This is a genomic window from Blastococcus sp. DSM 46786 (assembly GCF_900109665.1).
GTDB classification, from domain to species: Bacteria; Actinomycetota; Actinomycetes; order Mycobacteriales; family Geodermatophilaceae; genus Blastococcus; species Blastococcus carthaginiensis.
Map to the genome: position 1 here is coordinate 90,388 of NZ_FOAO01000015.1, position 26,535 is coordinate 116,922.

Genomic DNA, 26,535 nt, shown 5'->3' on the forward strand with positions numbered 1-26,535 from the left:
TGCCATGCGCCCCGGACCGCGCTGTGGTGCCGGTCACCGCCAGGGGCGCGTCTGCTGCCGATCCCGCGCAGGCTCAGAGGTCCCCCTGGGACAGTCAGCCTCTGCCCACTCCGGAACGGTCACAGAGCCGGAGCGCCGGCAGGACCCATCCCCACCGGCACGGTCAGCGCCTGCCCCGCGGGCGTGGGCAGAGGCGTAGCGCGCCGACCCCGCACACCCCCGTCCGCAGTCACCCTCTGCCTACTCCCGAACGGGTACGGCGCCGGAGCTCCGGACGGGTACGGAGCCGGAGCACCGGCCTCCACCCCGCCGGCACGGTCACCGCCCGCCCCGCCGGTGTGGGCAGAGGCGTAGCGCGCCGAACACCTCTCCACGCGGTCCCCCTTCCCAGGTGTGGACAGAGGGTGACTGTCCACAGAAGGGCGCATGGGCTCGTGCCGGGCCCCGTGCGCGGACAGGCTCGGCCGGTGACCGAGGACGGCGTACCGGCGGAGTTCGACCTGTGCGGCCTGCTGCGGCGGATCCGCCGCCGGGCCGACCTCTCCCAGCGGGAGCTGGCGGCCCGGCTCGGTGTCTCCAAGGCGACCGTGGCCGCCGTGGAGTCCGGTTCCCGCAGCATGGGCACCGGGGCGTTCGCAGCCGCCGCGGAGCTGGCCGGGCTCCGGCTCGAACTGCTCGACGACGCAGGACAGCCGGTCGCGGGGGTACCCACGGGTGCCGTCCGCTACCTCGACGAGGGCTGACCGACGGAACACCGGCGGAGCGGCGCGACGCCAGCCGGCACCCGGCTACGTCCGCGGGCGGAGTCACGCACGCAGCGTTGAGCCACACCGCCGTCCGGAGAAGTACACGGCCGACAGCGGTCCGTCACCGGACCCCGACACAGGCATCCGGCCGTCGGCGCAACCCCGGTGGTCGGGCCGCGAGTCGCGCTCGGCGACGGCCGGTCGGCCACCACCCCCGAGCACCGGCGAGCGGCGTGTCGGCGGCTTTGTGACCTTTCCGTGACCGACCTAGCGTCGTCGCCGGTCCGCCCGGGACCCCGCCGTCACCACCCCCGGTGACACCCGGACGGGCACCGCCGAACCGGGCACCGGCACCCTGCCGTCGCCCGGACCGGGGACCCACCGAAGTTCTGGGGTGAAGCGCCACCGGCCAGTCCGGGGCGCCGGGCGCGTTCCCCGCCCGAACCCGTCAGCTCACCCGGTAGGCGGTCACGGAGAACAGGAGAAACCGTCGTCCATGACGACCACTCGCACGTCCACCACCCGTCGTTCCGCCCGCGGGGCGGCGCTCGCCCTGCTCACCGGTGCGGGCATCGCCCTCACCCCGTTCGCCGCCACCGCCTCGACCGGTGACGCCGGGGGCGGCGGCACGGGGACCGTCGTCACCAGCACCGTCGTCGCCCCGAACCACGCCGCGCAGGTCGCCGTCGACACGGCTCTGGCGCAGCAGGGCAAGCCCTACGTCTGGGGTGGCACCGGCCCGGGCGGCTACGACTGCTCCGGCCTGACCTGGTCGGCCTACCAGGCGGCGGGCGTCGAGATCCCGAGGACCTCGCGGGCCCAGTCGACGGCCGGGGTCCACGTCGACCGCGCCAACCTGCAGCCCGGCGACCTGATCTTCTTCTACGACCCGGTCGGCCACGTCGGCATGTACATCGGCGACGGCCTGATGGTGCACTCCTCGACCTACGGCAACCCGGTCGCGGTCGTGCCCGTGGACTCGATGTGGGGCTACAACACCGCGCGTCGCGTCGCCTGATGCGCTCCGGTTCCCCGGCCGTGCGCGCACGGCCGGGGAACCGCACCGCGGCCGGGAGACCCCCGCGCGGCTACACGTGGCGCAGCGTCGCCCGCTTCAGCCGCACGATCAGCCGCATCCCGCCGGACTCCTCGAGCTCCCGCTTCCGGGCGCGCAACTGCTCGCCGAGCTGCTCGAGGCGCTCCTCCCCCAGGGCGTGCGACTGGGGGAACATCCGCTGCTCCTCCTCCATCGTGTGGTGGCGCACCGTCTTCTCCAGCATGCGGACCTCGGTGGTGAACTCCGGGTCGGTGACGTCCAGGCGCATCACGGTGGCGACCTGGTCGTCGATCTGCCGGTGCTCGGCGTGCGCGAGCGCCAGCAGCGGCGAGACGTCGGGGACCGCGGGGTAGAACAGCTCGTCCTCGATCTGGGCGTGGACCTCGATCTCGCGCAGGAACCGGTCGCGCAGCTCCTCGCGCCGGCCGGTCTGGTCGTCGGTGGTCTCCGCCAGCTCGCGGAGCAGCCCGCGCAGCACGTCGTGGTGTGCGATCAGGACCTCGTCGGCCTTCACCGGGACGCCTCCTCCACCGTGGTGATCGCCGTGGGGGTGCGCCGGCGGGCCCGCCGCCGCACCTCGACCGCTCCGTCGCGGACCCGGGTGTCGTAGCAGGGCAGCGGCGCGGTGGCCGGACCCTGCACCGGCTCCCCGGTGTCGACGTCGAACCGCGAGCCGTGCCACGGGCAGACCAGCTCGTCGCGGTGCAGCCAGCCCTCCGCCATGGGGCCGCCCAGGTGCGGGCAGCGACCGGCGAGCGCCCGCACCTCGTCGTCGCTGCGGAGCAGCACCACCGGCACCCCGTCGGCGGCGACCTCGATCGGCTCGCGGTCGGGCAGGTCGGCGAGCCGGGCCACCGGGGTGAAGACCCGCGGCGACCGGCCGGCCGCGGAGTGGTCGACGCCCAGCCGGTGGCGGTAGGAGAGCACGCCGCCCAGGTAGCCGCTGGCGAGCACGAGGGCGTACCCGGCGGCGGCGGTCGCCCGCGCCCGCCCGGCCCGCCCGCGGCCCCGGTCGGCGAACGACCAGGTGTAGAGCGCCAGCGCGACGCTGTTGAGCGCGCCGTGCACCATCCCGACCCGGCGGGCCTCGTCGTGGGCGTGCTGCCAGTCGGTCATCCCGGTCGCGGCCGAGCCGACCGCGCCGGCGATCCCCAGACCGACGACCGCGCGGGCCGCCTGCCCGGCACCCGGCCCACCGCGACCGGTCGCGTCGAGGCCGTCGAGCAGGGCGGCCGCGCTCCACGAGCCGATCGGCACCGCGACGAGGACCGGGTGCAGCGGGTGCCCGAGCCAGACGCCGTGCAGCAGGTCCTGCAGCGGGCGGGCGTACCGGCCGGCCAGCAGGAAGGTCAGCGAGACCCCGTGCTCGACCTGGTAGCCGGGCGCGTCGAGCACCTGCCACCCCTCGACGCGGCTCACCGCGCGCTGGAGCAGGCCCCGGACGCTCACCGGTGCGCGTCTTCCGTCGCCATGGCCTCCCCCTGCCCAGGCCCGCGGAGGCGGAAACGGCAGGTGGTCGGCGGGTCCGGATGGTCGTAGCGTCCGGCGGCATGGCTGATCGAGCGTTCGCGACGGTGCTGGAGGGCGGTTCCTACTTCGAGGCGCCGCGGTGGCGCGACGGGCAGTGGTGGGTGTCGGACTTCTATCGGCGCACGGTCAGCCGGGTGGCGGCCGTGGGCGGCCCGGAGACCGTCGTCCTGGAGGTGGAGAACCAGCCCTCGGGCCTGGGCTGGCTGCCCGACGGTTCGCTGCTGGTGGTCTCCATGAAGGACCAGCGGCTGCTGCGGGTCGCCGACGGCGAGGTGTCCACCCACGCCGACCTGTCGGCGGTCTGCGGGGGGCACCTCAACGACATGGTGGTCGACGCCGCCGGCCGGGCCTACGTCGGCGACTTCGGCTTCGACCTCATGGGCGGCGGCGCCCCGGCCCCGGCGTCGCTCAAGCGGGTCGACCCCGACGGCACGGTCACCGTCGTCGCCGAGGGGCTGCGCTTCCCGAACGGCTCGGTGATCACCCCGGACGGCGGCACGCTGCTCGTCGGCGAGACCTGGGGCAACCGCTTCTCGGCCTTCGACATCGGCGCCGACGGCTCGCTCGGCCCGCGGCGCACGTGGGCGGAGTTCGGTCCCGAGCCGGTGGGCGGCTCGGTCGAGGAGCTGCTCGGCCAGGTCGTCGTCGCCCCGGACGGGTGCAACCTCGACGCCGAGGGGCACGTGTGGGTGGCCGACGGCTTCGGCTCGCGGGTGCTGCGGGTCGCGCCGGGCGGGCAGGTGGTCGAGGAGATCGCCGCGCCGGACGGCCTGGGCACCTACGCCTGCGCGCTCGGTGGCGACGACGGCCGCACGCTGCTGCTGTGCTGCGCGCCGGACTTCTACGAGCACGCGCGGGCGCCGGTGCGCGAGGCGGTGCTGGTGGCCACGGAGGTCGCCGTCCCGCACGCCGGGCTGCCCTGAACCCGCCCCGGCGGACCACGAGGGCGGCCGGGGAACGTCCCCGACCGCCCTCGACGGCCCTACCGGCGAATCAGGGCGCCGGGGTGAAGGCGCCCGGCCCGACCTTCTGGATCTCCCCGGCCGACGGCATGCCGAGGAATGCGGCGATGCTCCACGCCGAGGCGTAGAGGTCGCGGCCCTCGAACTCCAGGCCGGTCGGCATGGTCACCTGCGCGGTGGCCCGGTCGCCGTCCCGCTCGATCCGGGTCAGCTCGCCGACCGTCGACGGGTCGAAGTCCGCCGGCGGCGGGCCCTCGCCCATCGGCGCGCCCTCGAGCACGTTGGAGACGTAGACCGTGCCCTTGTGGTCCACCGCCACCCCGGTGACGCCGGTCAGGCCGTCGATGACGCCGACCTGCGTGCCGTGCTGGTCGAGCACGTACACCCGCGCCGCGCCGGGCACCTCCGCGCCCAGCGTGCCGACGTAGATCTTCCCGTCCGGCCCCTCGGTGATCTCCGTGGGCACCGGGTCGCAGCCGACCGTGCCCGGGTTGTTGAACGCCTCCGCGCAGCCCTCGACGTCGGTGATCACCGGCGGGATGAAGAAGGTGCTGATCTCCCCGGTCTTGCGGTCGATGGAGAGGACTGCGTTCGCACCTGCGTCGGAGACGAGGATCCGGTGCGGCTGGGCGAGCACCGAGAACGGGTTGGACAGCGTCTCGAACGGCTCGCCGTCGACGAACTGCTGCTGGCCGTCGGGGTTGTTCTCCAGCTCGTAGGCCAGGAGGTCCCAGGTGCGCAGGATCTCCCCGCCCGGCGTCGCCTCGACCAGCTGCTGGCTCGGCGGCACGGGCCCCTCCGCCGGGGGCGGCCCGAAGGATTCGCCGACGGCGACGTAGATCAGGCCGCGCACGTAGTCGACGCCCTGGGCGTTGCCCAGGCCGGACAGGATGGTCTGCGACCGCCCCCCGCGCGGGTCGATCCAGGTCACCTCCCCCGTGTCGGCCTCGGCGACGATCAGCCGGCGCCCCTTGTACTCGCTGAGCTGCCGTGGTCCGTCGAGCCCTCCGACGACGGTGGTGACGTCCCCACCCGGGGCGTGCCCCTTGCCGTCGTCCGCGCCGGCCGCCGCCGGTGACACGACGACCAGCGCCATGGCCGCGGCTGCACCCGCCGCCGCCTTGAAGTACCGCATCCCTGTTCTCCCTCGATCGACTCCCCGTGGAATGCGGGCGAACCTGCCAGGGAGCCGGGTGCCGCAGGCCATGCTCTGTCTCGCCGCGATCACGACCGTGCGCGCCGTCACGGACTGCGATGCATCCGACCTGCTGGGTGACCCGGTTGGGGAACTCCCGGGTGACGGGGCGGTGACCTGCAGTTTCTCAGCCGCGAGGCGGCCGCACGCCGGGCAGCGCGCCGTCGGGGCGGACGGCGGGACCGGGGAAGAGCTCCGCCCGGCCGCGGCCGAGGAGCTTGGCGTCGTAGAGCGCGCGGTCGGCGCCGCGCATCAGCTGCGAGGCGCTGTCGCCGGTCGCGTGCTGGGTGACGCCGCAGGAGAGCGGGACGTCCGCGTGCAGGGCGCAGATGCGGCGGACGAGGGCGAGCGCGTCGGGGCCGCGCGTCCCGGGCAGCAGCAGCGAGAACTCGTCGCCGCCGTGCCGGGCGAGCACCGCACCGGCCGGCAGCTCGGTCTGCCAGACGTCGGCGACCCGGCACAGCACCCGGTCGCCGGCCTCGTGGCCGTAGGTGTCGTTGACCAGCTTGAAGTGGTCGACGTCGAGGAGCGCGGCCGACAGCGGCTCGCGGGTGCGGGCCGCCTCCGACAGCAGCTCGTCGAGCGCCTCGTCGAAACCACGGCGGTTGCGCAGCCCGGTCAGCGGGTCGCGGCTGGCGCCGGAGGCCCGGATGACCAGCCGGCGGATGACGACGCCGAGGCCGACCAGGACCGCGTCCAGGCCCAGCGCCGTGGCCGGCGGCACCTGACCGGAGGCGTGCAGCGCCGCGGTGACGGCGCCGACGGCGAGCGCCAGGTGCACCCACGCCCGGCGGCCGGTGAAGAACAGGTGCGCGTCGACGACCACGAAGGCGAAGAGCGCGGCGGACGCCAGCGCCGTGGCGGGGTCGGGGCTGACCAGCACGCCGATCGAGATGAGCACGGTCGCCGCACCCACGACGACGTCGAAGGCCGGGCGCGGCCACCGGGCACCCCAGCGCCCGACGACGACCGCCGCGGCCAGCGCGGTGAGCGCCAGGGCGAGCAGGACCGGGCGGTGCGCACCCGGCCCGGCCCCGGCGGTGATGAGCAGCCCGGCCGCGCCGCCGAACCCGTAGAAGATGGCGAGCGTCTGCGCCATGACGCGCAGCGTCGCCACCTCGGGCGCTCGGGAACGGCTCACCCGTCGTACATCGGAACCGCGTGGTCCCACCTTGAGACACCGGCCGGGGTGATCCCCCTCGCAGTGGTCAGCCGGCGACGTGTGCGGCCAGCCGGTCGAGGAAGGGCAGCTGGGCCTGCACGATCTTCGCCCGCGCGGTGGCGAGGTCGAACCACGCGGCCCGGTCGATCTCGGGGAACCCCTGGACGCGCCCCGACCGCGGCGGCCACTCCAGCGGGAAGGTGCCGCTGGTGATCGCCGTCGCGTCGAGGTCGCCCTCGGCCGCCCAGACGGTGAGCAGCTTGCGGCCCCGCACCTCGCCCAGCGGGTGCAGCGCCGCGGCGGGCACCGGCCGGCCGAGCTCCTCGGCGAACTCGCGGCGCGCCGCGGCCTCGCCGTCCTCGTCCGGGTCGTGCTCGCCCTTGGGGATCGACCAGGCGCCGTCGTCCTTGCGCGCCCAGAACGGGCCGCCCATGTGGCCGAGCAGCACCTCGACGCCGTTCCCGCCGCGGCGGAACAGCAGGACGCCGGAGCTGCGGACGGGCGGCACGCGCCCAGACTCGCAGAAAGTGCGGGGCGCCCGGCCGCGCATCGGCTACGTTCGCCCCGCCATGGCCTCGCCGCACCCCGACGCGCTCCCTGTCGAGCTGTCGTTCCTGGGCCCGCTGCGGGCGGCGGTGGCCGGCGCGCCGGCGGCGCTGGGCGGGCCGCGGCAGCGCTCGGTGCTGGCCCGGCTGGCGGTCGCCGGCGGGCACGTCGTCTCCACCGACCGGATCGTCGACGATCTGTGGGACGGCGAACCGCCGCCGAAGGCGCTGGCCTCGCTGCAGGTGCACGTCTCGCACCTGCGCCGCGCGCTGGAACCGGCCCGCCGGACCCGCGCCGAGGCGACCGTGCTGGTCAGCCGGGCCCCCGGCTACGCGCTGCACCTGCCGCGGGATGCGGTCGACGCCTGGCGCTTCGCCGACCTGGTCGCCCGGGCGCAGGGCGAGCCGGACCCCGCCGGCCGCCGGGAGCTGCTCGAGCGGGCGCTGGCCTGCTGGCGCGGGCCGGCCTACGCCGAGGTCGCCGACACCGCGTGGGCGGCGCCGGAGGTCACCTGCCTCGACGAGCTGCGGCTGACCGCGCTGGAGGCCCGCGCCGAGGCCGACCTGGACCTCGGTCGCGCCGCCGCCGTCGTCCCGGAACTCGACCGGCTGGTGCACGACCACCCCGGCCGCGAGCGGGCCGTGCGGCTGCTCGCCCTGGCGCTCTACCGCGGCGGCCGGCAGGGCGACGCGCTCGGCGTGCTGCGCCGGGCCCGTGAGCACCTCGCCGACGAGCTGGGGGTGGATCCCGGCCGGGAGCTGCGCGAGCTGGAGGCGGCGGTGCTCGCCCAGGACCCCGTGCTGGAGGCGCCGCCCGCGGTCGTGCCCGCCGTCCCGGTCGCACCGCCCGCGGTCGGGCCCGCCGTCCCGGTCGCGCCGCCGGCCCCGGAGCCCGCTCCCCCGTCGGTCGGCCGCACCGCCGAGCTCGGCCGGCTGCTGGCCGCGGCCGACGAAGCGCGCCGCGGGACGCGGGTGGTCTGGATCGGCGGCGAGGCCGGCGCGGGCAAGACCACCCTGGTGGAGGCGGCGGCCGGCGAGCTGCGCCGGCGGGGCTGGCGCACCGCCTGGGGCCGCTGCCCCGAGGTGGAGGGCGCGCCGCCCGCCTGGCCGTGGAGCGAGGTCGTGGGCGAGCTGGACGACGCGGCGCTGCCCGAGGACGGCAACCCGTTCTGGCTCTCCCGGTCGGTGGCCGACCAGCTGGCCGCCGCGGCCGGCGGGCAGCCGCTGCTGGTCGTCCTCGACGACGTCCACCGCGCCGACGACCTCACCCTGCAGCTGCTGCGCCAGGTGGTCGGCCGGCTCGCCGGGCAGCCGGTGCTGGTGCTGGCCACCTACCGCTCGACCGAGGACGACGAGGCGCTGGCCGCGACCCGGGCCGCGCTGGCCACCGCGACCGCGGCGCACCTGGCGCTGGGCGGGCTCGACGCGGCCGGGGTCGCCGTCCTCGCCCGCGACAACGGGCTGGAGCACCCGGGTGAGGACGTCGTCGCGCTGCTGCGCGAGCGCACCGGGGGCAACCCGCTGTTCGTCCGGGAGCTGACCCGGCTGATCGTCTCCGAGGGGGCGGCCGCGGCGCGGGCCGGCGTGCCGGTGGGCGTGCGGGAGGTGCTGCGCCGGCGGGTGGACCGGCTGCCCGGCCCGGCGGTGACGGCGCTGCGCCAGGCGGCGGTGCTCGGCCGCGAGACCGACGTCGACCTGCTGGCGGCGGTCACCGGGCACGACCCCGACGAGCTGCTCGACGCGCTGGAGACCGCCGTGCTCGCCGGGCTGCTGGTCGAGCCCGCACCGGGGCAGGTGCGGTTCAGCCACGCGCTGGTGCGCGACACCCTGTACGAGGACCTGCCGCTCATGCGCCGCGCCCGCGTGCACGCCGCGGCGCTCGCCGCGCTCGAGGCGCGGGACGCCGACGCGACGGCGCTGGCCCACCACGCCGTCGCCGCGGCCGGGCCCTCGACCGCGGCCGCCGCCGTCCCGTACGTGGTCGCGGCCGCGCGGGAGGCCGAGCAGCTCGGTGCGCACGCCGACGCCGCGCGCCAGTGGGCGACCGCGCTGCGGCTGCTCGAGCTGGCGGGGCCGCGGCCGGGCGGCGACGAGGCGCTGCTCGCGCTGCTGCTGCCGTCGATCCCGGCGCACGCGCGGGCCGGCAACGCCGTCGTGGCCCGGGAGCAGCAGCGGCTGGCGGTGCGGGCCGCCGCCCGGCTGGACCGCCGCGACCTGCACGTCGCCGCGCTCGCCGCCTGGGATGCGCCGCTGGTGTGGACCGTCCGCGACGACGGCGCCCAGGACCCCGAGCTGCTGGACCCGCTGCGGCAGCTGCTGGAGACCCCCGCGGGCGAGGACCTCCCCGACGACGTGCGCGCCCGGCTGTTCGTCGCGCTCTTCCGCGAGGTGGAGGGCGTCGACGGCGTGCGGGCCGAGCGGGCGAGCGCCGAGGCGCTGGCGCTGGCCCGGCGGGTGCCCGACCAGCCGCGGCTGCTCTGCCTGGCGCTGAACGCGCGGGCGTACGCGGCGCTGGGCCCCGACCTCGCCGGCCGGCGGGAGGAGCTGGCCGGGGAGCTGCTCGCCGCCGCGACCGCGGCCGGCGCCCCCGACCACCAGGCGGTCGCCCACTGGCTGCTGTTCCTCGCCGCGTCGGCGCGCACCGACCTCGCGCTCGCCCGGCGGCACGGCGACCGCGCGGTGGCGCTGTCGGGCAGCGGCCAGCTGGGGCACGTGCTGGGGGCGCTGGGCGTGCACGCCGGCGCGCTGCTCGTCCTCGCGGGGCGGGTGGACGAGGGCCGGGCGCGCTATGAGCAGATCGCGACCCGGCTCGCCGAGACGGGGCAGACCAACGGCGGGCTCATGGCGCTGATCGGCCGGTTCGTGGCCGGCTTCGCCCGCGGCGACCTCACGCCGTCGGTGGCGGACATGGAGTGGCTGGACACCGCCATGCCCGGGGCGCTCGGCGACGCCGTCGTCCTCGCGTTCCTGGACGCCGGGCGCGAGGGCGACGCACGGGAGGTGTGGGCGGTCCGCCGCCCGGTCGCGCGCGACTACTACTGGCTGGTGACGACGACGCTGCGCGCGCACGCCGCCGTCCGGCTCGGTGACGTCGAGGTCGCCGTCGCCGCCCGCGAGGAGCTGCTGCCCTGGGCGGGCCGGGTCGCCGGGCTCGACTCGGGCACCCTCGTGCTCGGCCCGGTGGATGACGCGCTGGCCGCCGTCGCCGAGCTGGTGGGCGACGCGGCCGGCGCCGCGGCGCACCGCGCGGGGGCGGCCGAGGTGCGGCGGCGGCTCGCGGCCGAGCTCGCCGCCGTCGGCCTCTGACTCACCCGCCGAACACCCGGCGCTCCCGGCGGCGGAACGGCGGCACGAGCAGCGCGAGCATCAGCCGGACGGCGAGCCCGCCCTCGGCGACCAGGGTGGCGCGCTCCTCGGGCGTGACGACGTCGACGACCCGCGGCACCTCGAAGGAGAGCTTCGCCCGCTTCCGGATGCGGGCCTCGACGGCGGCCCAGTCGCCGACCGACACGTGCTGCTCGATGGCCGGGAGCACGGAGGCCTCCTCGTCGGCGATGTGCTCCTCGAGGGTGTCGCGCAGCTCGGCGAGGTCGACGGCGAGCGCGGTGACGGCGTCCTCGTCGGCCGGGCGGGCCGCGAAGGCGGCCGCGCCGGCGCGGATGCGGTCGAGCAGCGGGTCGAGTGCTGCGTGGTCGTCGCTGAGCTCGGCGAGGTCGACGGACGGGCCGGCGGAGGCGGCGAGGACCGGCCACAGGGCGTCGTCCTCGGCCGAGTGGTGGTGGTGCACGGAGTCGCAGTAGTCGCCGACGTAGCCGGCGATGCCGGCCGCCCGCTTCGCCTCGACGGCGGTGCGGCCGGCGGCGACCTGCTGGAGCAGGTCGGTGAGGCGGCGGACGTCGCGGAGCATCGCGCGGTGGGCCAGGCGCATGCCGAGGGTGTCGGGGCGGGGGTCGCCCTCGGTGCGCGGGGTGACGGGGACGGGCGGGGTGGTCATGCCGGGCTCCTCCTGTGGTGGGGGTCGGCGCCGACCCTGCGCGGGTGCACTTGCGGGCCACTTGTCGCCGGGACGACAAGTCGGCCGTCAGCGCATGGCAAGTGGGGGGCGCGAACGTCGGTGCCGACCGGGTCGCCCGACCCGACGCACCCCGAGTCCGAGGACCGCCATGACCACCGCACCGCCCCTGCCCGCTCCGACCTCCTCCCCCGAGCTCCGCGACCACCGCCCGGGCGACGCGCTGAAGGCGATGAGCCTGGTCGCCGGCGGCGTGCTGTTCGCCGTCGGCAACGCGCTGCACCCGCTGACCCACGACGAGACCGCACCCGAGGCTTCGACCTGGGTGCTGTCGCACCTGACGTTCGCCGTCGGGGCCCTGTTCATCGCCGCCGGGCTCGGCGTGCTCGCCCGCCGATTCCGCGGGTCCCGGACGGCGCTCGCCGGTCTGGGTGTGACGTGGGTGGGGATGGTGCTCATGCCCGTGAGCTCGGTGGCCGAGGCGTACGTGCGACCACTGCTGGGCCACGAGGGCTACCACGCCTTCGAGGAGGCGACCGTCGGGTTCGGCATCGTCACCGCGATCGCCGCGCTGCTCGGTCCGGTGCTGGTGGCGGCCGTGGCGCTGCGCCGCCGGCTGCTGCCGCCGGTGGTGAGCACCGCACTGGCCTGCATGACGGTGGGCGCGCTGCTGGTGCCGGTGCTGCCGGCGGAGGGCTACGGCTTCATCCCGGGCTCGGTCCTGTTCGGGCTGGGCATGGCCGCCGCCGGCTGGCTGTCCCGCACCCCCTGATCCCGCTGACCACCGGCGCCCGGGCCTCCGCCCGGGCGCCGGTGCGTCGCCGTCCCGGCGCCCCGTTCCACGAAACGGTCCCGTCCGGACCGGGACGTCCGCCCCTGTCGGCCGGGACGTCCCCGTCCCTAGCGTCGACCCCAGCTCCAGCCGACTCCCGACGAGGTGCCATGACCGCCGCGGTCCTCCCCCGCCCCGAGTGCCCGACTCCCGTCCCCTCCTCTCCTCCTCCGCCCGCGCCGGGCGGCGCCGCGACCGCCTACCAGCGGGTGCTGCACCGGGCCGTGCACCGGGAGCTCCGGCTGCTGGCCGAGCTCGCGTCGTGGGGAACCACCGTCGCCGCCGGCCGCACGACCGAGCTCACCGCGCACGCCGACCTGGTCGCGCGGGTGCTGATCGCCCACCACGCGGTCGAGCGGGAGCGGCTGTGGCCCGCGCTGCTCCGGTCGCTGCCGGCCGCGGAGGTGGACGGCGCCCGGCGGCACCTGCTCGCCTGGGCGGACCGGACCTCCCCGCTGGACTCCCGGCTCCGCGACCTCTCGACCGCGGCCCGGCAGTGGGCCGTGGCCGGCACGGGCCCCGCGCGCGACGCCTTCGTCCGCGCCTGCGGGCTCGTCGCCGACGCCCTGGCGGAGTCCACCGCGGCGGAGGAGGCCGACGTGCTGCCGCTGCTCGCCGCCCACCTGCCGGCCGGGGAGTGGGCCGCCGTGATCCGCGCGTCGGGGTCGACCCTCCCGGGCCGCGAGCAGATGCTGGTGCTGGGCCTCGTGCTCGAGGACGCCTCGGCCATCGACCGCGCCCGCGTGCTCGCCGCCCTCCCGCCCGCCGTCCGGACCGCGTGGCGCGCGGTCGGCCGCCGCAACCACCGCGCCGCCGTCGTCCGGCTGCGCGGCGCACCGCCGGCCCTCTGAGCACCGCCGCCCGGGCCGGAACCGTCGGTCCTCCGCCGTAGCGTGGCCGCCATGGGGGACGACGGGCTGGACGCGCACTACTGGCTGAGCTACCTCAGCGAGGTGGGCACCGGCCTGCTCGTGCGCGCCCAGTGGGAGGGCATGCGGTACGCCCGCGACGCGGAGGTCGCCGGCGCGGTGGCCGACCCGCCGGCACTGCTGCCCGAGGGCGCGGAGATCCGGCTGGACCAGCAGCTGGGCGACCAGCGCACGGTCGTCGCCGCCTGGGGCGGGGTGCTCGCCCGCATCGACGGGGGCGGGCAGGTCACCGAGATCGACGTCGTCGGCCGGGAGCGCGCCGAGGTCGAGGCGGCGGTGGCGCTGCTCGCGGACGGCGCCCGGCGTGCCGCCACCCTGCCCGAGGGCTCGGTGCGCATGCGCTTCTGGGCCGAGCGGGACGGCGAGGGCTCGATGACCACCCGCCGGGTCGAGGCGCCGGCGTGGGAGGAGGTGGCGGGCAACTACACCGCCCGGACGGCGGCCGCGCTCGACGGCCTCGTGGCCCTGCGCTCGCCCGCCACCCGGGCCGGCCGGCTGCTGCTCTGGCACGGCGCGCCGGGCACCGGGAAGACGACGGCGGCCCGCGCGCTCGGGCGGGCGTGGGCGGGGTGGTGCCAGACGCACTACGTCATGGACCCGGAGCGGCTGTTCGACGGCCCGCAGTACCTGCTGGACGTGGCCGGGGCCAGCGCGGACCGGGACGACGGGAAGTGGCGCCTGGTGATCGCCGAGGACTGCGACGAGTACCTGCGCTCGGACGCGAAGCTGCGCGCCGGCGCCTCGCTGGGCCGGCTGCTCAACCTGTGCGACGGCATCCTCGGCCACGGGCTGCGGGTGCTCGTGCTGCTCACCACCAACGAGGACGTCGGCCGCCTGCACCCGGCGATCACCCGCCCGGGCCGGTGCCTGAGCCAGGTCGCGTTCGAGCCGCTGACGGCCGCCGAGGCGCGCCGGTGGCTCGGCAGCGGGGCCACCGCGCCGGAGGGGCCGATGACGCTGGCGGAGCTGTACGCCGTGCGGGAGGACCGGGCGCAGGACCCGGCGCACCGGGAGGAGCCCGGCGGCTACCTCTGACCCGGCGAGCACACCGGATGCGACCCGGCGTTCACACCGGATGCACAGGTGCCGTCCAGGCCGGTCGCATCCGGCCTCGCCATCGTCGGCCGGGTGAGCCCCAGCCCCTCCGCGCAGCGGCGGTCCCCCGCGGCCGGTGCGTCGTGCTGATGTCGCTCCTCAGCGCGGATCACCTGGTGATCCTGGCGGTGCTGCTGCTGCCCGCGCCGCTGGCCGCCGTCGGCCAGCGGTGGCGGGAGCAGCCGTCGCTGCGCGGCACGCTGACCCGCGCCGGGCTGCTCGTCGCCGCGTGCTTCGGGGGCTTCGCGCTCGGGGTCGTGTTGTCGGGCGGGGTGCCGGCGGCGGCGCTGGAGGTGCTGGTGGCGGCGGCGACCGTGGTGGCGGCGGTGCACGCGGTGCGGCCGCTGGCGCGGCACGGCTCCGGGTGGCTCGCCGGGCTGTTCGGGGTGCTGCAGGGCGCGGCGGTGGCGACGGATCTGCTCGGCACCGGGCTCGCCCTCCTGGCGGCGGTGGCGGTCCTCCTGCCGCTGGTCGTGCTGGTGAGCCGGTCGCGGGCCTACCCGGGGGTGCGGGTGGTCGTGGCGGTCGTCGGCGTGGTCGTGGCGGGGGCCTCCGGAGTCGCGGCGCTCACCGGGGGCGAGTCGGTGCTGCAGCCGCTGTTCGACGTGGTGGCCGGGGACCCGTGGGTGTCGCTGCTGGTGCTCGCCGCGGCGGCGTTCCTGGTGTGGGAGCTGTTCCCGCCGGTCGCGGCCGAGGAGCCACCGGTCCCGGTCGAGGAGGCACTGGTCCCGGCCGAGCGGGAGCCGGTCGGCGTTCGGTAGCCGGTCCGACCGGCCGGCCGCCGTACCATCGATTCTCGACGCCGACCTGAGGAGCACCGCCTCGTGGCCTCCGTCCCGCCCGACTCCCGCTCCACCCGCTGGCTCCGCCGTCGGCCCACCGAGCCGCTGCCGCAGCAGGAGCCGGCCCGCCGGCCGCGGTTCGACCAGCCGCCGCCCCAGGGCAACGACTGGTACGCCGGGCCGCCGTCCGCCGGTGGTCCGCCGCCGCCGCGCACGTGGCCCGGGGAGGCACCCCAGGCCCCGTGGCCGTCGGCGCCGCCCGGGGGCTCGTACCCGCCGCCGCAGGGGCCGTTCCCGCCACCGCAGGGCTCGTTACCGCCGCCGCGGGGCCCGTTCCCCCCGCCGCCGCGGGGGCCCTTCCCGCCGTCCGCGCGCCCGGCCCCGCCGGCCGGCCCCGAGCGCGGTCGCCGTCGTCGCCTGCGTGCGCCGCGGCGCCGGCGCGGGCTGGTCCGCCGCATCGTCCGGGTGCTCGCGGTGCTCGGCGTCGTCCAGGCGCTGGTCGTGCTCTCGCTGCGCTGGGTGGACCCGCCGACGACGGCGTTCATGGCGGCCAACCCCGAGGGCTCGATCCAGCAGTCGGTGCCGGTCGAGCACGTGTCGCGGAACTTCCTCGCCGCGGTGATCGCGCACGAGGACGCCCAGCTCCCCTACCGCGACGGCGCCTTCGAGTGGGACGCGCTGTGGGCCCGCGCAACGGCGCACCTGTCCGGCGCGGAGGACCCGTCGGGGTCGACGATCCCGCAGCAGGTGGCGAAGAACCTGTTCCTGAACCAGGAGCTCAGCGCCTGGCGCAAGGGGCTGGAGGCGGCGCTGTCGGCGGAGCTCGCGGCGTTCGTCGACGACCGGCGCATGCTCGAGTTGTACGTCAACTACGCGCAGTTCGGCCCGACGATCTACGGGGTCTGCGCGGCCGGCTGGTACTACTTCGACTCCCCGCCCGCCGAGCTGTCGGCCGAGGAGGCGGTGATGCTGGTCGGTCTGCTGCCCTCGCCGGGGCACGTCCAGCGGGCGCCCGGTGGCGGCATGGACTTCGAGGTCGAGGACGGCATGGGCTGGCTGTCCCGCTCGCACGTGCTGAACGCGCAGGCGCGGGTCCCCCGCCACCTCGACCGGCTGGGCTTCACCCCCGTCGAGGACGCCGGCGTCGAGGGGCTGGCCTCCGAGCAGGAGCCCTCGGGCGACGACTGCTCGACGCCCCCGCAGGAGGTCACCGATCTGATCACGTCGGAGGGCACCGCCTGAGGGCATCGCACGCCGGGAGCCCGCGGGTGGGCTCCCGGCGTCGCGCTCAGCGGTCGTCGGCGTCCTTGCCGAGCTGGGGGTTGGGGACGACGGGGCGCGGTCGCTGCAGACCCGCGTCGAACCGCTGGGTGGCCTCGAGCTCGGCCGTCTCCGGAGCGGCGTGCCGCCCCAGCTGAGGCATCTTGAACTCGGCCGTCTCATCGAGCAGGTGCTTGCCCACACCATGTCCTTCCGTGGAGGGTTTGGGCGAGCGTACGAGCGAATTCCGACGGTTCGCGGGACCCCGGCCAAAGGTGCAGGTCGGCTGTGACGCGTGTGGTGTCCGGGGTGTCCCGGCCCGGCCGAGCGGCAGCGTGACCGACGGCGATGCGCTGCCGTGCCCAGTCCGGCGGGTGACCGACGCGCCCGTCCCACCCTGGCCGGGTGGCCCGCCCGGTGCCGAGGCCGCCCGAACGGTTCTTCTCGTCCCCTCGTGGTAGCTCACGCAGGTGGACACGCGCACCCTGCTGCTGGGCGACTGGACGCCGGTGATCCGGGACGGCATCGACGTCCTGCGGCTGGCCATCCTGGGCGGGGCTGTCGCGTACGCGGTGGCCGGCGACTGGGGTGCGGCGGCGCTGCTCGCCTTCTTCGGGGCCATCACCGTCGTCGCGCGGCTGCTGAACCTGCCGCGGCCCTACGACCTGTCGCTGACCGTGGCGATGGCGCTGCAGGGGTTCGGCGAGGTGCTCGGCCTGTACGACGAGTGGGTGCGCTTCGACGACCTCGTGCACTTCACGCTGCCGATGCTCACCGCGCCGGTGGTCTACATCGCGCTGGCGCGGGCTGAGGTGGTGCCCGACCCCCGCGACGAGACGCACCTGCCGCACTACGTGGGCATCGCCGTCGTCACCGCGGCGCTGGGCATCTCGCTCGGCGCGCTGTGGGAGGTCTACGAGTGGCGCTCCGACGCGTGGCTGGGCACGGACCTCTCGATCGACAACGACGACACCAACGGCGACCTGGTGCGCGACTCCCTGGGGTCGCTCGTCGGGGCCGCGCTACTGGTGGTGTGGGCGCGGTTCGGCTGGGGCTCGGTGCGGCGCATCCCCGGGGTGAACACCCACGAGGACGTCGACGCCTGACCGTGACACCGCGACCAGCCGTCGGCCTCAGCGCCCGACCGGCGTGAGCGGCGGCTCGCCGCCCAGCACCGCGCGGACGTTGGCGACGGCGAGCCGGCCCATCGCGTCGCGGGTGGCCCGGCCCGCGCTGGCGACGTGCGGCAGCAGGACGACGTTGTCCAGTTCCCGCAGCCCCGGGTGCACGCGGGGCTCGTGCTCGTAGACGTCGAGCCCCGCCCCGGCGATGCCCCTGGTGCGCAGCGCGTCGACCAGCGCCGCCTCGTCGACGACCGGGCCGCGGGCGGTGTTGACCAGGATGGCGGTGGGCTTCATGGCGGTCAGCTCGGCCGCGCCGATGAGGTGGTGGGTCTCCGGGGTCAGCGGGCAGTGCAGGGTGACGACGTCGCTCTCGGCCAGCAGCCGTGGCAGCTCGGCCGGCTCGACCCCGAGCGCGCGGGCCTCGTCGCCGGACGCGCGGCTGCCGGTGGCGAGGATGCGCATGCCGAACGCCGCGGCCCGCCGGGCCACAGCGGTGCCGACGCGGCCCAGGCCGACGATGCCCAGGGTCGCGCCGGCGCTCACGTCGAGGCCGACCAGCAGCTGCGGCCCCCAGACCCAGTCCGCACCGCTGCGGACCAGGCGATCGGCCTCGACCAGCCGTCGCGACGCGGCGAGGACCAGCCCGAAGGCGACGTCGGCGGTCGCCTCGTCGAGCACCCCGGGGGTGTTGGTGACGGCGACGCCCCGCGCGGCCGCCGCGCCGAGGTCGACGTTGTCGAACCCGACGGCGCAGTTGGCCACGATCCGCAGCTGCGGGCCCGCGGCGTCGAGCAGCTCGGCGTCCACCCGGTCGGTGAGCAGCGTGATCAGCGCAGCGGCGCCGCGGACGGCGTCCAGCAACTGCTCCCGGGACGGGGGCCGGTGGAGGTCGTCGTGCACGACCACGGGCAGGTCGAGTGCGCGGGCCGCCGCCATCGCACCGGGGGTCAGCTCCCGGCTCAGGTACACGTGGGCCACGGCTGCCGATCCTGCACCGCGACCACCGGGGTGGCCATCAGGGCTCACCCCGGCGGCGCCGTCGGCAGCAGAGGTGCGGTGGCCGGCGACGGACGGACGGGGCCTACCGTTCGGCGTGCCCACCCACCCGAGGAGCCGCACCGTGACCGCATCCGCACGCCCCTCGCAGGCGTCGCCGTCCCGCGCCGGTGCCCCGTGGAGCCCGGGTGTGGCGGGTCCCCCCGTCGCGGTGGTCACCGGGGCGGCCCGCGGGCTGGGCGCGGCGGTCGCCGAGGCGCTGCGGGCGAACGGACGGCGCGTGGCCGGCCTGGACCTGCGCACCTGCGACGGCGTCGACTTCTCGGTGGAGGTCGACGTGACCGACGCCGCGGCGGTGGCCGGCGCCGTCGCGCGCGTCGAGCGCGAGCTCGGCCCGGTGGACGAGCTGGTCACCGCGGCAGGCATCTACGAGATGGCGCCGATCGAGGAGATCGACGACGCACGCTGGGAGCGGATGCTCGGTGTCAACCTGTCCGGGACGGCGACCGTGTGCGCCGCCGTGCTCCCCGGGATGGTCGCCCGCGGCCGCGGCGGCGTGGTCACCATCTCCTCCGACCTCGGCGTCGGGGGCAGCGAGGGCGATGCGCACTACGCGGCGAGCAAGGGGGCGATCGTGGGCCTGACCCGGGCGCTGGCCACCGAGGTGGCCGGCAGCGGGGTGAGCGTGAACAGCGTGGCACCGGGCGCGGCGGACACCCCGATGCTCGAGGAGTCCTCCCCGTGGCGGGCCGCGGAGTTCCTGGGCACCCTGCCGGTGCAGCGGCTGGTCCGCCCCGACGAGATCGCGGCCGCGGCGCTGTTCCTGCTCGAGGTGGGGACGGCGGTCAGCGGGCAGGTCGTCTCGCCGAACGCCGGGGCGACGATCTGATGGCCGGCCGCACCGCCCTGGTGTCCGGCGCCGACCCGGGGCTGCAGCGCGCCCTGGCCGGCCGGCTCGCCGTCGACGGCTTGGCCTTGGCCGACGATCTCGGCGAGCGGCTGGACGCGCTCGTGCACGTCGTCGCCGTCCCGCCGCCGGCGCCGTTCGTCGGCGCGGACGCCGGCCGGTGGTCCGCCTCGGTGATGGGCGAGCTGACCCCGGCCTTCCGCGCCGTCCGGGCCGCGGCGCCGGCGCTGCGCCGGTCGCCGTCCGGGCGCCTGGTGCTCGTCGGCGCCGGCTGGTTCCCCGCCGACCGCGCGGACGGGACCGCCGCGGCCGCCGTCCACGGCGCCCTGGTGGCGCTCACCAAGACGCTGGCCCGGGACCTCGGCCCGGACGGCGTCACGGTCAACCAGGTGGTCGTCGACCCCGCCTCCCCGGCCGACGCCTCCGGCGTCGCCGCCGCGGTGTCCTACCTGTGCAGCCCTGCGGCCGGAGCGACCACCGGGCAGCTGGTCACCGTGGGGCGTGGCGGGCCACTGCGTCCCTGACCGGGGTCACCCGACCTCGAAGGCGACCGCCCGGACCGGCGCCCCGTCGGCGCCCACCAGCCGCAGCGGCAGCACGCTGACCACCGGCTCGGCCGAGCGGACGGCGGCCAGGCCGCGCAGGTTCTCCACGATGACGCCGCCGGCGCCGAGGACGGCGTGGTGGGCGGCGAACCCGCCCGCCGGCTCCCCGTCGAGGACGGTCTCGTCCAGGCTCAACGCGTCCAGCCCGATCGTGCGGACGCCGGCCGCGACGACCCGCTCGGCCGCGTCGCCGTCCAGGAACGGGTGGTCGAAGTAGGCTTCGGTGCCCCAGTGCGCGTCCCACCCGGTGTGGAGCAGGAGCATGCGGCCCGGCGCCAGCCGGTCCGCCACGGGCCGGAGGTCGGCCCAGGTGAGGGCAGCGTGCGGCGCCCTGCCGCGGACGTCGGCGATGACCGCGGGAGCCAGGAACAGCTCGAGCGGCAGCTCGTCGATGCGGGGACCGTCGGCCAGGAAGTGGTACGGGGCGTCGACGTGGGTGCCGGTCTGCGAGCCCATGCGCACGTGCAGCACGTTGTAGCCGTGCTCGTCGATGGTGGTCGCCGGGGTGAACCGGGCGACGGGGTCGCCGGGGTAGACGGGGGTGTCGTCGTCCAGCGGGTGGGAGAGGTCGACGACGTTCCGGACGGGCGAGGGGGTGCGCACGGTGGACTCCCGGGGATCGGTGGCGGGTCGGGGGCCGGTCACGGGGCCGGGGTGAGCGCCCACAGCACCTCGGCCGGGCAGGTGGCCGACGGGTTGAACCAGGTGTGCGGGGTGGCGCCGGGCATGGTGAACGCGTCACCGGCGGCGAGGTCGACCGTCTCGCCGGGCAGCGTCAGCCGCAGCTCGCCGGCGACGACGTAGACGAACTCGACGTCGCAGGCCAGGGAGTACAGCTCGGGGCCTCCGCCGCCGCCCGGGTCGACGACCGAGCGGATGACCTGCAGCTGGCGCTGGGTGCCCGCGGTCAGCAGCTGCTCGTGGAGACCGGCGCCGCCGAAGTTGATCGGCGGGGCCTCGCCGGCGCGCACCAGCGAGGTCTCCGGGGGCTCGAACAGCTGGCCGACGCCGATGCCGAGCACGCCGCAGACCGTCACGAGCGAGGCGACGGACGGCGACACCTCGTCGCGCTCGAGCCGGCTGAGGAAGCCCTTGGTGAGGCCGGCCTGCTCGGCGACCGCGGCCAGGGTCAGCCCGGCGGTCTGCCGGGCGGCGCGCAGCCGCGCTCCGATGAGCGCCGCTGCGGGCTCGTGCGGCCGAGCCGGCCGCCGGAGCTCTCCGGCCACGTCGTCCCCCTTCGCTCGGGCGCCGGCACAGCATGCCGTACGCGACGCTCGGGCAACAGATGTTGCCTGTCGGACAACTCCGCCTCTAGCCTCTGCCCACCACGGTGGCGGCGGCCACCGCCCCACCCGGAGGTGCACATGAGCGGACCCGAACTCGCCGGCCTGGCGGCCGAGCAGCGACGGCCCAGGGTCACCGAGATCGAGCAGCACGGGATCGACACGATCCCGGCGGCCGAGCGGAGCTCGGGTCCCTTCGACTTGTTCCGCATCCAGTTCGGCGGGGCGAACACGTTCGCCACCGTCATCCTCGGCACGTTCCCGGTGCTGCTCGGGCTCTCGCTGCCGCAGGCGGTCGCGGCGACCCTGCTCGGCGTCGTCGTCGGCGCGCTCATCCTGATGCCGATGGGGCTGTTCGGCCCGCGCACCGGCACGAACAACGCCGTCTCGTCGGGAGCGCACTTCGGCGTCCGCGGTCGGGTGGTCGGCTCGTTCCTCTCGCTGCTGACCGCGATCGCGTTCTACTCCATCTCGGTGTGGGTCAGCGGTGACGCCATCGTCGGTGCCGCGACCCGGTTGTTCGGCGTCGCCGACTCCGACCTGCTGCGCGGCGTCATCTACGCCGTACTCGGCGCGCTGGTGATCGTGGTCGTGGTGTACGGCTACCAGTTCATGCTGCTGGTCAACAAGATCGTGGTCGTCGGCAACACCGTGCTGATGCTGCTCGGCATCGTGGCCTACGCGTCGCTGTTCGACTTCGGCTACGACCCGGGCCCGGACGCGTACGCGCTGGGCAGCTTCTGGCCGACCTTCATCCTGTCGGCGCTGATCGTGATGGGTAACCCGATCAGCTTCGGCGCCTTCCTCGGCGACTGGTCCCGCTACATCCCGGCCGGGACGTCGGCCCCGAAACTGCTGTCGGCGACCTTCCTCGGCCAGCTGGCGACCCTGGTGCCGTTCCTCTTCGGCGTGGGGACGGCGACGCTGGTGGCCGGCGAGGTCGACTACGTCGTCGCGCTGATCCAGGTCTCGCCCATCTGGTACGCCTGGCTGCTGGTCGTGGTGGCGTTCCTCGGCGGCATGTCCACCGGCGTCACCTCGCTCTACGGCACCGGGCTGGACTTCTCCTCGGTGTTCCCACGACTGAGCCGGGTGCAGGCCTCGCTGTTCATCGGCGCGCTGGCCTTCGTCTTCATCCTGGTGGGGCGGCTGGCGTTCGACCTGCTGGGCAGCGTGAACGCCTTCATCGGCGCGATCGTCATCTGCACCACGCCCTGGATGATCATCATGATGCTCGGCTACGTGGTGCGGCGCGGCCACTACTCGGCCGAGGACGTGCAGGTCTTCAACCAGGGCCGCACCGGTGGGCTCTACTGGTTCAGCGACGGCGTCAACTGGCGCGGCATGGTGGCCTGGATCCCGGCGGCGGTCGCCGGCCTGCTGTTCGCCAACTACCCGCCGCTCATCGTCGGGCCGTTCAGCGCCTCCGTCGCCGGCGGCATCGACGTCAGCCTGCCGGTGTCCCTCGGCCTGGCCGCGGTCATCTACCTGGCCCTGCTGTTCGCCTTCCCGGAGCCGCGGTACGTCTTCGGCCCGCAGGGGCCGCGGTGGGTGCCGGCGCGCGACGGCGAGGTGCCGCCGGTGACCGACGACCCGCGGGCCTCGACGCACCGGGCCGGCCGCAGGACGCCGACGTCCGCAGGAATGGAGAAGTAGTCGTGGAGCGCATCACCCGCAACGGCCGCGTCGGCCAGGTCGACGCGACGATCGTCCCCCGGTTCGCCGGGCCGCCGACGTTCGCCCGGCTGCCGCGGATCGACGAGGTGTCCGACGTCGACGTCGCCGTGCTCGGCGTGCCGTTCGACGCAGGCGTCAGCTACCGGCCGGGCGCCCGCTTCGGCCCGGCGCACGTGCGGGAGTCCTCGCGGCTGCTGCGGCCCTACAACCCCGCGCAGGACGTCGAGCCGTTCAACCTGCAGCAGGTGGTCGACGCCGGCGACCTCGGCGTGAACCCGTTCTCCATCGACGAGGCGATCGGCCAGATCGAGACCGGCGCCCGGGCGCTGCTGGAGCGGGCGGGGCGGCTGCTGACCGTGGGCGGTGACCACACGATCGCGCTGCCGCTGCTGCGGGCGCTGCACGCGCAGCACGGACCGATCGCCGTCGTCCACTTCGACGCCCACCTCGACACCTGGGACACCTACTTCGGTGCCGACTACACGCACGGGACGCCGTTCCGCCGAGCGTCCGAGGAGGGGCTGCTGGACCAGAGCGGCTGCCTGCACGTGGGCATCCGGGGGCCGCTGTACTCGGTGCAGGACCTCGTGGACGACGTCGAACTCGGCTTCCAGGTCGTGCACTCGCGGGAGGTCGACGACCTCGGCATCCGCGGGGTGATCGAGAAGATCCAGGCGCGGGTCGAGGACCGGCCGGTGTACGTCTCGGTGGACATCGACGTGCTGGACCCCGCCTTCGCGCCCGGCACCGGGACGCCGGAGGCGGGCGGCCTGACCAGCCGCGAGCTGCTGGCGATCCTGCGGTCGTTCGCCGGCACGAACCTGGTCGGCGCGGACCTGGTCGAGGTCTCCCCCGCGTACGACCACGCCGAGATCACCGGCATCGCGGCCGCGCACGTGGCCTACGAGCTGATCTCGGCGATGGCGCCGCGTCCGTGACCTCCGCGGACGAGGTGCGGGAGGCCGCGGCCGAGCTGGTCGCGGCCTTCGGCCGCGGGGACCTGGAGGCGTACTTCGGCTGCTTCGCCGAGGACGCGACCTTCCTGTTCCACACGACCGGCCGGCTGCTGACCTCGACCGCCGAGTACCGGCGGGAGTGGGCCCGCTGGGTCGCCGAGGACGGGTTCCGGGTGCTGGATTGCGCGACCGACGACACGGCCGTGCAGGTGCTCGGCGACACCGCGGTGCTCACCCACCGGGTGCGCACCACCGTGTCGACGACGGCGGGCACCGCCGTGCTGCACGAGCGGGAGACGATCGTCTTCTCCCGCGACGGCGACCGCTGGCTGGCCGTGCACGAGCACCTCTCCCCCGCGCCCAACACCTGAGGCGGCGCTCACCGCACGAGCCACCGCTGGTGCTGCTCTAGGTGGTGCCGTTCCGGTCGACGTCGGGTCCCTCGAACGGTTCGACCAGCTCGGAGAGTGGGGCCGGTCCGTCGTCCCCGTCGTACACGTACTGGAGCCGCCCGTCGGTGAGCGCCGGACGGCTCATGATCGGCCGGATGCGGCGTGGCTCGGCCATCGCGGAGGCGACGTCCGGATGGGCGGTGAGGTCGCGCAGGGTCGACGCGGTGGCGTTCATCATCGTCAGCGACCCGTCGCGGAACCCGCGGAACGCCTCGGTGACCGGCAGCCAGGTCACCCGGTCGGCCTCGCCGCCGACGTCGCGGGTGCGCTGACCGGCCGGCAGCGCGGCGAGGAAGAACCGGGTGTCGAACCGGCGGGCCGACCACTCCGGCGTGATCCAGTGGGCCCAGGGGCGGAGCAGGTCGGCGCGCAGCAGCAGGGACCGCGCGGCCAGGAAGTCGCTGAGCGCGAGCGTGCCCTCGATGAGCGCCAGGCGGTCGCGCTCCCAGTCGTCGCCGGTGGTGTCGGTGACCGGCGTGCCGTCCCGGTGCGCGGCGAGCAGGACGCCGGACTCCTCGAACGTCTCGCGGACCGCCGCCGCGACCAGCGCGGTCGCCAGCCCGGGGTCGCAGGAGAAGGCCGCCGCCCACTCGGTGGGCGACGGGCCGGCCCAGTGCTCGGCTGCCTCGCGGTCGCGGAGGTCGACCGAGCCGCCCGGGTAGACGTGCATGCCGGGAGCGAAGGCCATGGTCGGACGGCGCCGGAGCAGGTAGACCTCCGGGCCGGTCGCCCCGTCGCGGAGCAGGACGACGCTGGCGGCGTCGCGGGCCGCCACGACCTCGGTCTCCCCGCGCAGGTAGCGCGCGACGAGCTCCGTCCGGTCGGCAGCCATGGCGGTCATGCTCGCACCGGGAGGCCCGGGACGGCCCGGCGCCCAGAGCACGTGCTGTTCGGGATGAGCTCAGCCCAGCAGCAGGCGCCAGGTGGCGTAGCCGTCGTCGGCCGCCTCGCCGAGCCGGCGCCACTCGGCGGCGGCCGGATCGCCGAGCACCTCGTCGAGCCGCTGCAGCCGTTTGCGGTCACTGCCGGCGAAGCGGTCCCGCTCGGCGAGCGGGTCGGCGACGAGGCCGGTCAGGAAGGCGGCGTCCCCGCTGTGCCGCTCCCGGTCGCGAGCGTCGGTCGCCCAGGCGGCGGCCTTCAGCACCAGGGCGCCGAGCGGGTCAGGCACCGGGACGAGCGCCGTCCGCGCGCCCTTGATCACGTGCACCGGCATCGCCCGGCGCAGCGCCTGGGTGCCGCCCTCGATGCGGATCGTGTCGCCACCGACCGTGCGCAGCCGCCGGCGCGGCGGGGTGTGGTCCGGGGCGAGGACGTCGGCGCGGGCCTGGTCCCGGGCCCGGACGAAGCGGTAGACCTTGCCGGCGGCGTCCGGCTGCGGCTCGAGGTCCAGCTCCCGCACCGCGCGCACGCAGCGCGCCAGGCCCGCCTCGTCGGTGAGCAGGTCGGCGAGGACGTCGACGTCCTGGCTGGCCCGTGTCGCCGCCCGCCCGGCGAGCAGGCCGTGCAGCATCACCATCTGGCCGCCGACGAGCACCCACCCGGTGGGTGGCAGTTGATCGGCGAGGTCGAGGACGAGCTCCCAGAGGGTGTCCAGCGGGCCGGCCAGCGCCGGTAGCTCGACCCGCGGCTGCGGTGGTCCGGCACCGGTCACCGGGGCAGGTCGCCCAGCGCGGCCGCGAGCAGGTCGAGGCCGGCCCGACGGGTGCGCACGTCGGGTGACTCGGCGAGGTCGACGGCGACGACCGCGGCCGGCATGTGCGCGCGGCCGGGAAGGCTCAGCTCGTACCGCGGCACGCGGACGACCAGGTTGGCCTCCCCGCGCTCGGACAGGCCGAGATCGCGACGCAGCCCCGCGAGCGTGCTCTCGGCGCAGTACACCTCGGCCGCCGCCTCGGGGGTGACGATGTCGGCTCCGACGGCGGCCGCCGCGGTCAGCCCGGAGGGCACGACGCCGTCGGTGTCGAGCAGCCGCTGCCGGTAGGCGGGCAGCACCCGTAGGTCGTGTCGCTCCGCGCGGTTGCGGGCGGCGGCGACCAGACGCTCGGCGTCGTAGCCGCGCAGCCGGCTCAGCAGGCGCGAGCGGTCCGCGGGCGGCAGCCAGCCGACGTCCTCGCCGGAGAGCTGCCACAGCGCGGCCCACACCGTCCGGGGTGCCAGGGCGCGCCCCGCGGTGATCGGCAGGCGCGCCCGGCCTTCCACGGCGTCCTCGTCGAGCACGAGCGTGCGCCCGACCCGGCGGGCGGTCAGCTTGCCGGCGCGGATCAGCCGGCGGACCTGCTCCGGCTCGACGCCGAGACGCTCGGCGGCCTGGTCCACGGTCAGCATGCCGATCCCCCTCATTGGCACAAACAGGCGTGTTGCACGACCTATTGTGCCAACGAGTCGGCTGCAGGTGCCCGAGGCGCGCAGGAGGGGCGACGGTTCCGCA

General features: G+C 76.2%; 28 protein-coding genes and 1 riboswitch. Of the genes, 15 read left to right on the forward strand and 13 right to left on the reverse strand.

Features of this window, described 5'->3' with window-relative positions; all coding sequences use genetic code 11:
- The first annotated feature begins 467 nt into the window (after nt 1–467).
- Both BMW62_RS22700 and BMW62_RS14810 read left to right on the forward strand, forming a co-directional pair.
- On the forward strand, nt 468–743 hold the full coding sequence (locus BMW62_RS22700; protein WP_170852389.1) for a helix-turn-helix transcriptional regulator: 276 nt from the start codon (nt 468–470) through the stop codon (nt 741–743).
- Between the two features lie 326 nt (nt 744–1,069).
- Nucleotides 1,070–1,229, forward strand: a riboswitch (cyclic di-AMP (ydaO/yuaA leader).
- 13 nt (nt 1,230–1,242) lie between these two features.
- Nucleotides 1,243–1,764, forward strand: coding sequence for a C40 family peptidase (locus tag BMW62_RS14810; protein ID WP_091931965.1), 522 nt, complete (start codon nt 1,243–1,245; stop codon nt 1,762–1,764).
- A gap of 70 nt (nt 1,765–1,834) precedes the next feature.
- On the opposite strand, the gene BMW62_RS14815 is transcribed toward BMW62_RS14810, so the two are convergent.
- Together BMW62_RS14815 and BMW62_RS14820 are read right to left on the reverse strand one after the other, a co-directional pair.
- The gene (locus tag BMW62_RS14815; RefSeq protein WP_170852390.1) at nt 1,835–2,317 is read right to left on the reverse strand and encodes a hemerythrin domain-containing protein; all 483 of its coding nucleotides are present in this window, start codon (nt 2,315–2,317) and stop codon (nt 1,835–1,837) included.
- Nucleotides 2,314–3,252 (reverse strand): Rieske (2Fe-2S) protein, encoded by a 939-nt coding sequence (locus BMW62_RS14820; RefSeq protein ID WP_091931970.1) that lies wholly within the window; start codon nt 3,250–3,252, stop codon nt 2,314–2,316. Before BMW62_RS14820 ends, BMW62_RS14815 begins: the two co-directional genes overlap by 4 nt.
- A gap of 101 nt (nt 3,253–3,353) precedes the next feature.
- Here BMW62_RS14820 and BMW62_RS14825 point away from each other — a divergent pair, with 101 nt between their 5' ends.
- On the forward strand, nt 3,354–4,256 hold the full coding sequence (locus tag BMW62_RS14825) for an SMP-30/gluconolactonase/LRE family protein (protein WP_091932070.1): 903 nt from the start codon (nt 3,354–3,356) through the stop codon (nt 4,254–4,256).
- 70 nt (nt 4,257–4,326) lie between these two features.
- On the opposite strand, the gene BMW62_RS14830 is transcribed toward BMW62_RS14825, so the two are convergent.
- The 3 genes from BMW62_RS14830 to BMW62_RS14840 form a co-directional block, all read right to left on the reverse strand.
- Nucleotides 4,327–5,430: a ScyD/ScyE family protein gene (locus tag BMW62_RS14830; protein WP_091931972.1), complete on the reverse strand. Its 1,104-nt coding sequence runs from the start codon at nt 5,428–5,430 to the stop codon at nt 4,327–4,329.
- Nucleotides 5,431–5,617: 187 nt separating this feature from the next.
- Complete coding sequence (locus tag BMW62_RS14835; RefSeq protein ID WP_139206274.1) at nt 5,618–6,631, reverse strand: GGDEF domain-containing protein; 1,014 nt, start codon at nt 6,629–6,631, stop codon at nt 5,618–5,620.
- A gap of 67 nt (nt 6,632–6,698) precedes the next feature.
- Complete coding sequence (locus BMW62_RS14840; RefSeq protein WP_170852391.1) at nt 6,699–7,160, reverse strand: NUDIX hydrolase; 462 nt, start codon at nt 7,158–7,160, stop codon at nt 6,699–6,701.
- Nucleotides 7,161–7,221: 61 nt separating this feature from the next.
- Between BMW62_RS14840 and BMW62_RS14845 the strand changes: the two genes are divergently transcribed.
- Nucleotides 7,222–10,503 (forward strand): BTAD domain-containing putative transcriptional regulator, encoded by a 3,282-nt coding sequence (locus BMW62_RS14845; RefSeq protein WP_091932073.1) that lies wholly within the window; start codon nt 7,222–7,224, stop codon nt 10,501–10,503.
- 1 nt (nt 10,504) lies between these two features.
- Here the strand turns inward: BMW62_RS14845 and BMW62_RS14850 are convergent, their stop codons facing one another.
- The gene (locus BMW62_RS14850) at nt 10,505–11,191 is read right to left on the reverse strand and encodes a hemerythrin domain-containing protein (RefSeq protein ID WP_091931981.1); all 687 of its coding nucleotides are present in this window, start codon (nt 11,189–11,191) and stop codon (nt 10,505–10,507) included.
- 169 nt (nt 11,192–11,360) lie between these two features.
- Between BMW62_RS14850 and BMW62_RS14855 the strand changes: the two genes are divergently transcribed.
- The 5 genes from BMW62_RS14855 to BMW62_RS14875 all read left to right on the forward strand — a co-directional run bounded on the left by BMW62_RS14855 (nt 11,361) and on the right by BMW62_RS14875 (nt 16,089).
- Nucleotides 11,361–11,981: a hypothetical protein gene (locus BMW62_RS14855; protein ID WP_091931984.1), complete on the forward strand. Its 621-nt coding sequence runs from the start codon at nt 11,361–11,363 to the stop codon at nt 11,979–11,981.
- A 170-nt stretch (nt 11,982–12,151) separates the two neighbouring features.
- On the forward strand, nt 12,152–12,892 hold the full coding sequence (locus tag BMW62_RS14860) for a hemerythrin domain-containing protein (RefSeq protein WP_091931986.1): 741 nt from the start codon (nt 12,152–12,154) through the stop codon (nt 12,890–12,892).
- A gap of 51 nt (nt 12,893–12,943) precedes the next feature.
- Entirely contained in the window at nt 12,944–14,005 is a 1,062-nt protein-coding gene (locus BMW62_RS14865; RefSeq protein ID WP_091931989.1) for a DUF5925 domain-containing protein, read from the forward strand.
- Between the two features lie 143 nt (nt 14,006–14,148).
- On the forward strand, nt 14,149–14,826 hold the full coding sequence (locus tag BMW62_RS14870; RefSeq protein WP_091931991.1) for a hypothetical protein: 678 nt from the start codon (nt 14,149–14,151) through the stop codon (nt 14,824–14,826).
- A gap of 63 nt (nt 14,827–14,889) precedes the next feature.
- A complete protein-coding gene (locus BMW62_RS14875; protein WP_091931995.1) occupies nt 14,890–16,089 on the forward strand; it encodes a transglycosylase domain-containing protein in 1,200 nt (399 codons plus the stop codon).
- Between the two features lie 46 nt (nt 16,090–16,135).
- On the opposite strand, the gene BMW62_RS22705 is transcribed toward BMW62_RS14875, so the two are convergent.
- On the reverse strand, nt 16,136–16,309 hold the full coding sequence (locus BMW62_RS22705; RefSeq protein ID WP_170852392.1) for a hypothetical protein: 174 nt from the start codon (nt 16,307–16,309) through the stop codon (nt 16,136–16,138).
- 268 nt (nt 16,310–16,577) lie between these two features.
- On the opposite strand from BMW62_RS22705, the gene BMW62_RS14880 reads away from it, so the two are divergent.
- A complete protein-coding gene (locus tag BMW62_RS14880) occupies nt 16,578–17,213 on the forward strand; it encodes a DUF2238 domain-containing protein (RefSeq protein WP_091931998.1) in 636 nt (211 codons plus the stop codon).
- A 27-nt stretch (nt 17,214–17,240) separates the two neighbouring features.
- On the opposite strand, the gene BMW62_RS14885 is transcribed toward BMW62_RS14880, so the two are convergent.
- Nucleotides 17,241–18,209, reverse strand: a complete 969-nt coding sequence (locus BMW62_RS14885; RefSeq protein WP_211435136.1) for a 2-hydroxyacid dehydrogenase — start codon at nt 18,207–18,209, stop codon at nt 17,241–17,243.
- 208 nt (nt 18,210–18,417) lie between these two features.
- On the opposite strand from BMW62_RS14885, the gene BMW62_RS14890 reads away from it, so the two are divergent.
- A complete protein-coding gene (locus tag BMW62_RS14890; RefSeq protein ID WP_211435137.1) occupies nt 18,418–19,116 on the forward strand; it encodes an SDR family NAD(P)-dependent oxidoreductase in 699 nt (232 codons plus the stop codon).
- Nucleotides 19,116–19,658, forward strand: coding sequence for an SDR family oxidoreductase (locus tag BMW62_RS14895; RefSeq protein ID WP_091932001.1), 543 nt, complete (start codon nt 19,116–19,118; stop codon nt 19,656–19,658). Before BMW62_RS14890 ends, BMW62_RS14895 begins: the two co-directional genes overlap by 1 nt.
- 6 nt (nt 19,659–19,664) lie before the next feature.
- On the opposite strand, the gene BMW62_RS14900 is transcribed toward BMW62_RS14895, so the two are convergent.
- Nucleotides 19,665–20,384 (reverse strand): cyclase family protein, encoded by a 720-nt coding sequence (locus BMW62_RS14900; protein WP_211435138.1) that lies wholly within the window; start codon nt 20,382–20,384, stop codon nt 19,665–19,667.
- Entirely contained in the window at nt 20,381–20,965 is a 585-nt protein-coding gene (locus BMW62_RS14905; protein ID WP_091932004.1) for a helix-turn-helix domain-containing protein, read from the reverse strand. The genes BMW62_RS14900 and BMW62_RS14905 overlap by 4 nt, the downstream gene beginning before the upstream one ends.
- 138 nt (nt 20,966–21,103) lie before the next feature.
- Here BMW62_RS14905 and BMW62_RS14910 point away from each other — a divergent pair, with 138 nt between their 5' ends.
- The 3 genes from BMW62_RS14910 to BMW62_RS14920 are packed head-to-tail and all read left to right on the forward strand — an operon-like array spanning nt 21,104 to nt 24,026.
- Nucleotides 21,104–22,678 carry a purine-cytosine permease family protein gene (locus BMW62_RS14910; protein ID WP_091932008.1) on the forward strand — a complete coding sequence of 525 codons (1,575 nt, stop codon included), beginning with the start codon at nt 21,104–21,106 and terminating at the stop codon, nt 22,676–22,678.
- Between the two features lie 2 nt (nt 22,679–22,680).
- A complete protein-coding gene (speB, locus tag BMW62_RS14915) occupies nt 22,681–23,637 on the forward strand; it encodes an agmatinase (protein ID WP_244524061.1) in 957 nt (318 codons plus the stop codon).
- Nucleotides 23,634–24,026 carry a YybH family protein gene (locus tag BMW62_RS14920; protein ID WP_091932010.1) on the forward strand — a complete coding sequence of 131 codons (393 nt, stop codon included), beginning with the start codon at nt 23,634–23,636 and terminating at the stop codon, nt 24,024–24,026. The genes speB and BMW62_RS14920 overlap by 4 nt, the downstream gene beginning before the upstream one ends.
- Nucleotides 24,027–24,063: 37 nt before the next feature.
- Here the strand turns inward: BMW62_RS14920 and BMW62_RS14925 are convergent, their stop codons facing one another.
- From BMW62_RS14925 to BMW62_RS14935, 3 genes are all read right to left on the reverse strand, one after another.
- Entirely contained in the window at nt 24,064–24,939 is an 876-nt protein-coding gene (locus BMW62_RS14925) for an NUDIX hydrolase (RefSeq protein WP_091932086.1), read from the reverse strand.
- A gap of 69 nt (nt 24,940–25,008) precedes the next feature.
- The gene (locus tag BMW62_RS14930; RefSeq protein ID WP_091932013.1) at nt 25,009–25,758 is read right to left on the reverse strand and encodes a hypothetical protein; all 750 of its coding nucleotides are present in this window, start codon (nt 25,756–25,758) and stop codon (nt 25,009–25,011) included.
- Nucleotides 25,755–26,432 (reverse strand): helix-turn-helix domain-containing protein, encoded by a 678-nt coding sequence (locus BMW62_RS14935; protein WP_170852393.1) that lies wholly within the window; start codon nt 26,430–26,432, stop codon nt 25,755–25,757. Before BMW62_RS14935 ends, BMW62_RS14930 begins: the two co-directional genes overlap by 4 nt.
- Nucleotides 26,433–26,535: the final 103 nt, after the last annotated feature.

Bases quoted from the DNA above. Each gene is read 5' to 3' on its own strand.
- BMW62_RS14935 (WP_170852393.1), bottom strand. From the start codon at position 26,432: ATGCTGACCGTGGACCAGGCCGCCGAGCGTCTCGGCGTCGAGCCGGAG.
- BMW62_RS14860 (WP_091931986.1), top strand. From the start codon at position 12,152: ATGACCGCCGCGGTCCTCCCCCGCCCCGAGTGCCCGACTCCCGTCCCC.
- BMW62_RS14830 (WP_091931972.1), bottom strand. From the start codon at position 5,430: ATGCGGTACTTCAAGGCGGCGGCGGGTGCAGCCGCGGCCATGGCGCTG.
- BMW62_RS14825 (WP_091932070.1), top strand. From the start codon at position 3,354: ATGGCTGATCGAGCGTTCGCGACGGTGCTGGAGGGCGGTTCCTACTTC.
- BMW62_RS14865 (WP_091931989.1), top strand. From the start codon at position 12,944: ATGGGGGACGACGGGCTGGACGCGCACTACTGGCTGAGCTACCTCAGC.
- BMW62_RS14895 (WP_091932001.1), top strand. From the start codon at position 19,116: ATGGCCGGCCGCACCGCCCTGGTGTCCGGCGCCGACCCGGGGCTGCAG.
- BMW62_RS14850 (WP_091931981.1), bottom strand. From the start codon at position 11,191: ATGACCACCCCGCCCGTCCCCGTCACCCCGCGCACCGAGGGCGACCCC.
- BMW62_RS14810 (WP_091931965.1), top strand. From the start codon at position 1,243: ATGACGACCACTCGCACGTCCACCACCCGTCGTTCCGCCCGCGGGGCG.
- BMW62_RS14910 (WP_091932008.1), top strand. From the start codon at position 21,104: ATGAGCGGACCCGAACTCGCCGGCCTGGCGGCCGAGCAGCGACGGCCC.
- BMW62_RS14845 (WP_091932073.1), top strand. From the start codon at position 7,222: ATGGCCTCGCCGCACCCCGACGCGCTCCCTGTCGAGCTGTCGTTCCTG.
- BMW62_RS14925 (WP_091932086.1), bottom strand. From the start codon at position 24,939: ATGGCTGCCGACCGGACGGAGCTCGTCGCGCGCTACCTGCGCGGGGAG.
- BMW62_RS14855 (WP_091931984.1), top strand. From the start codon at position 11,361: ATGACCACCGCACCGCCCCTGCCCGCTCCGACCTCCTCCCCCGAGCTC.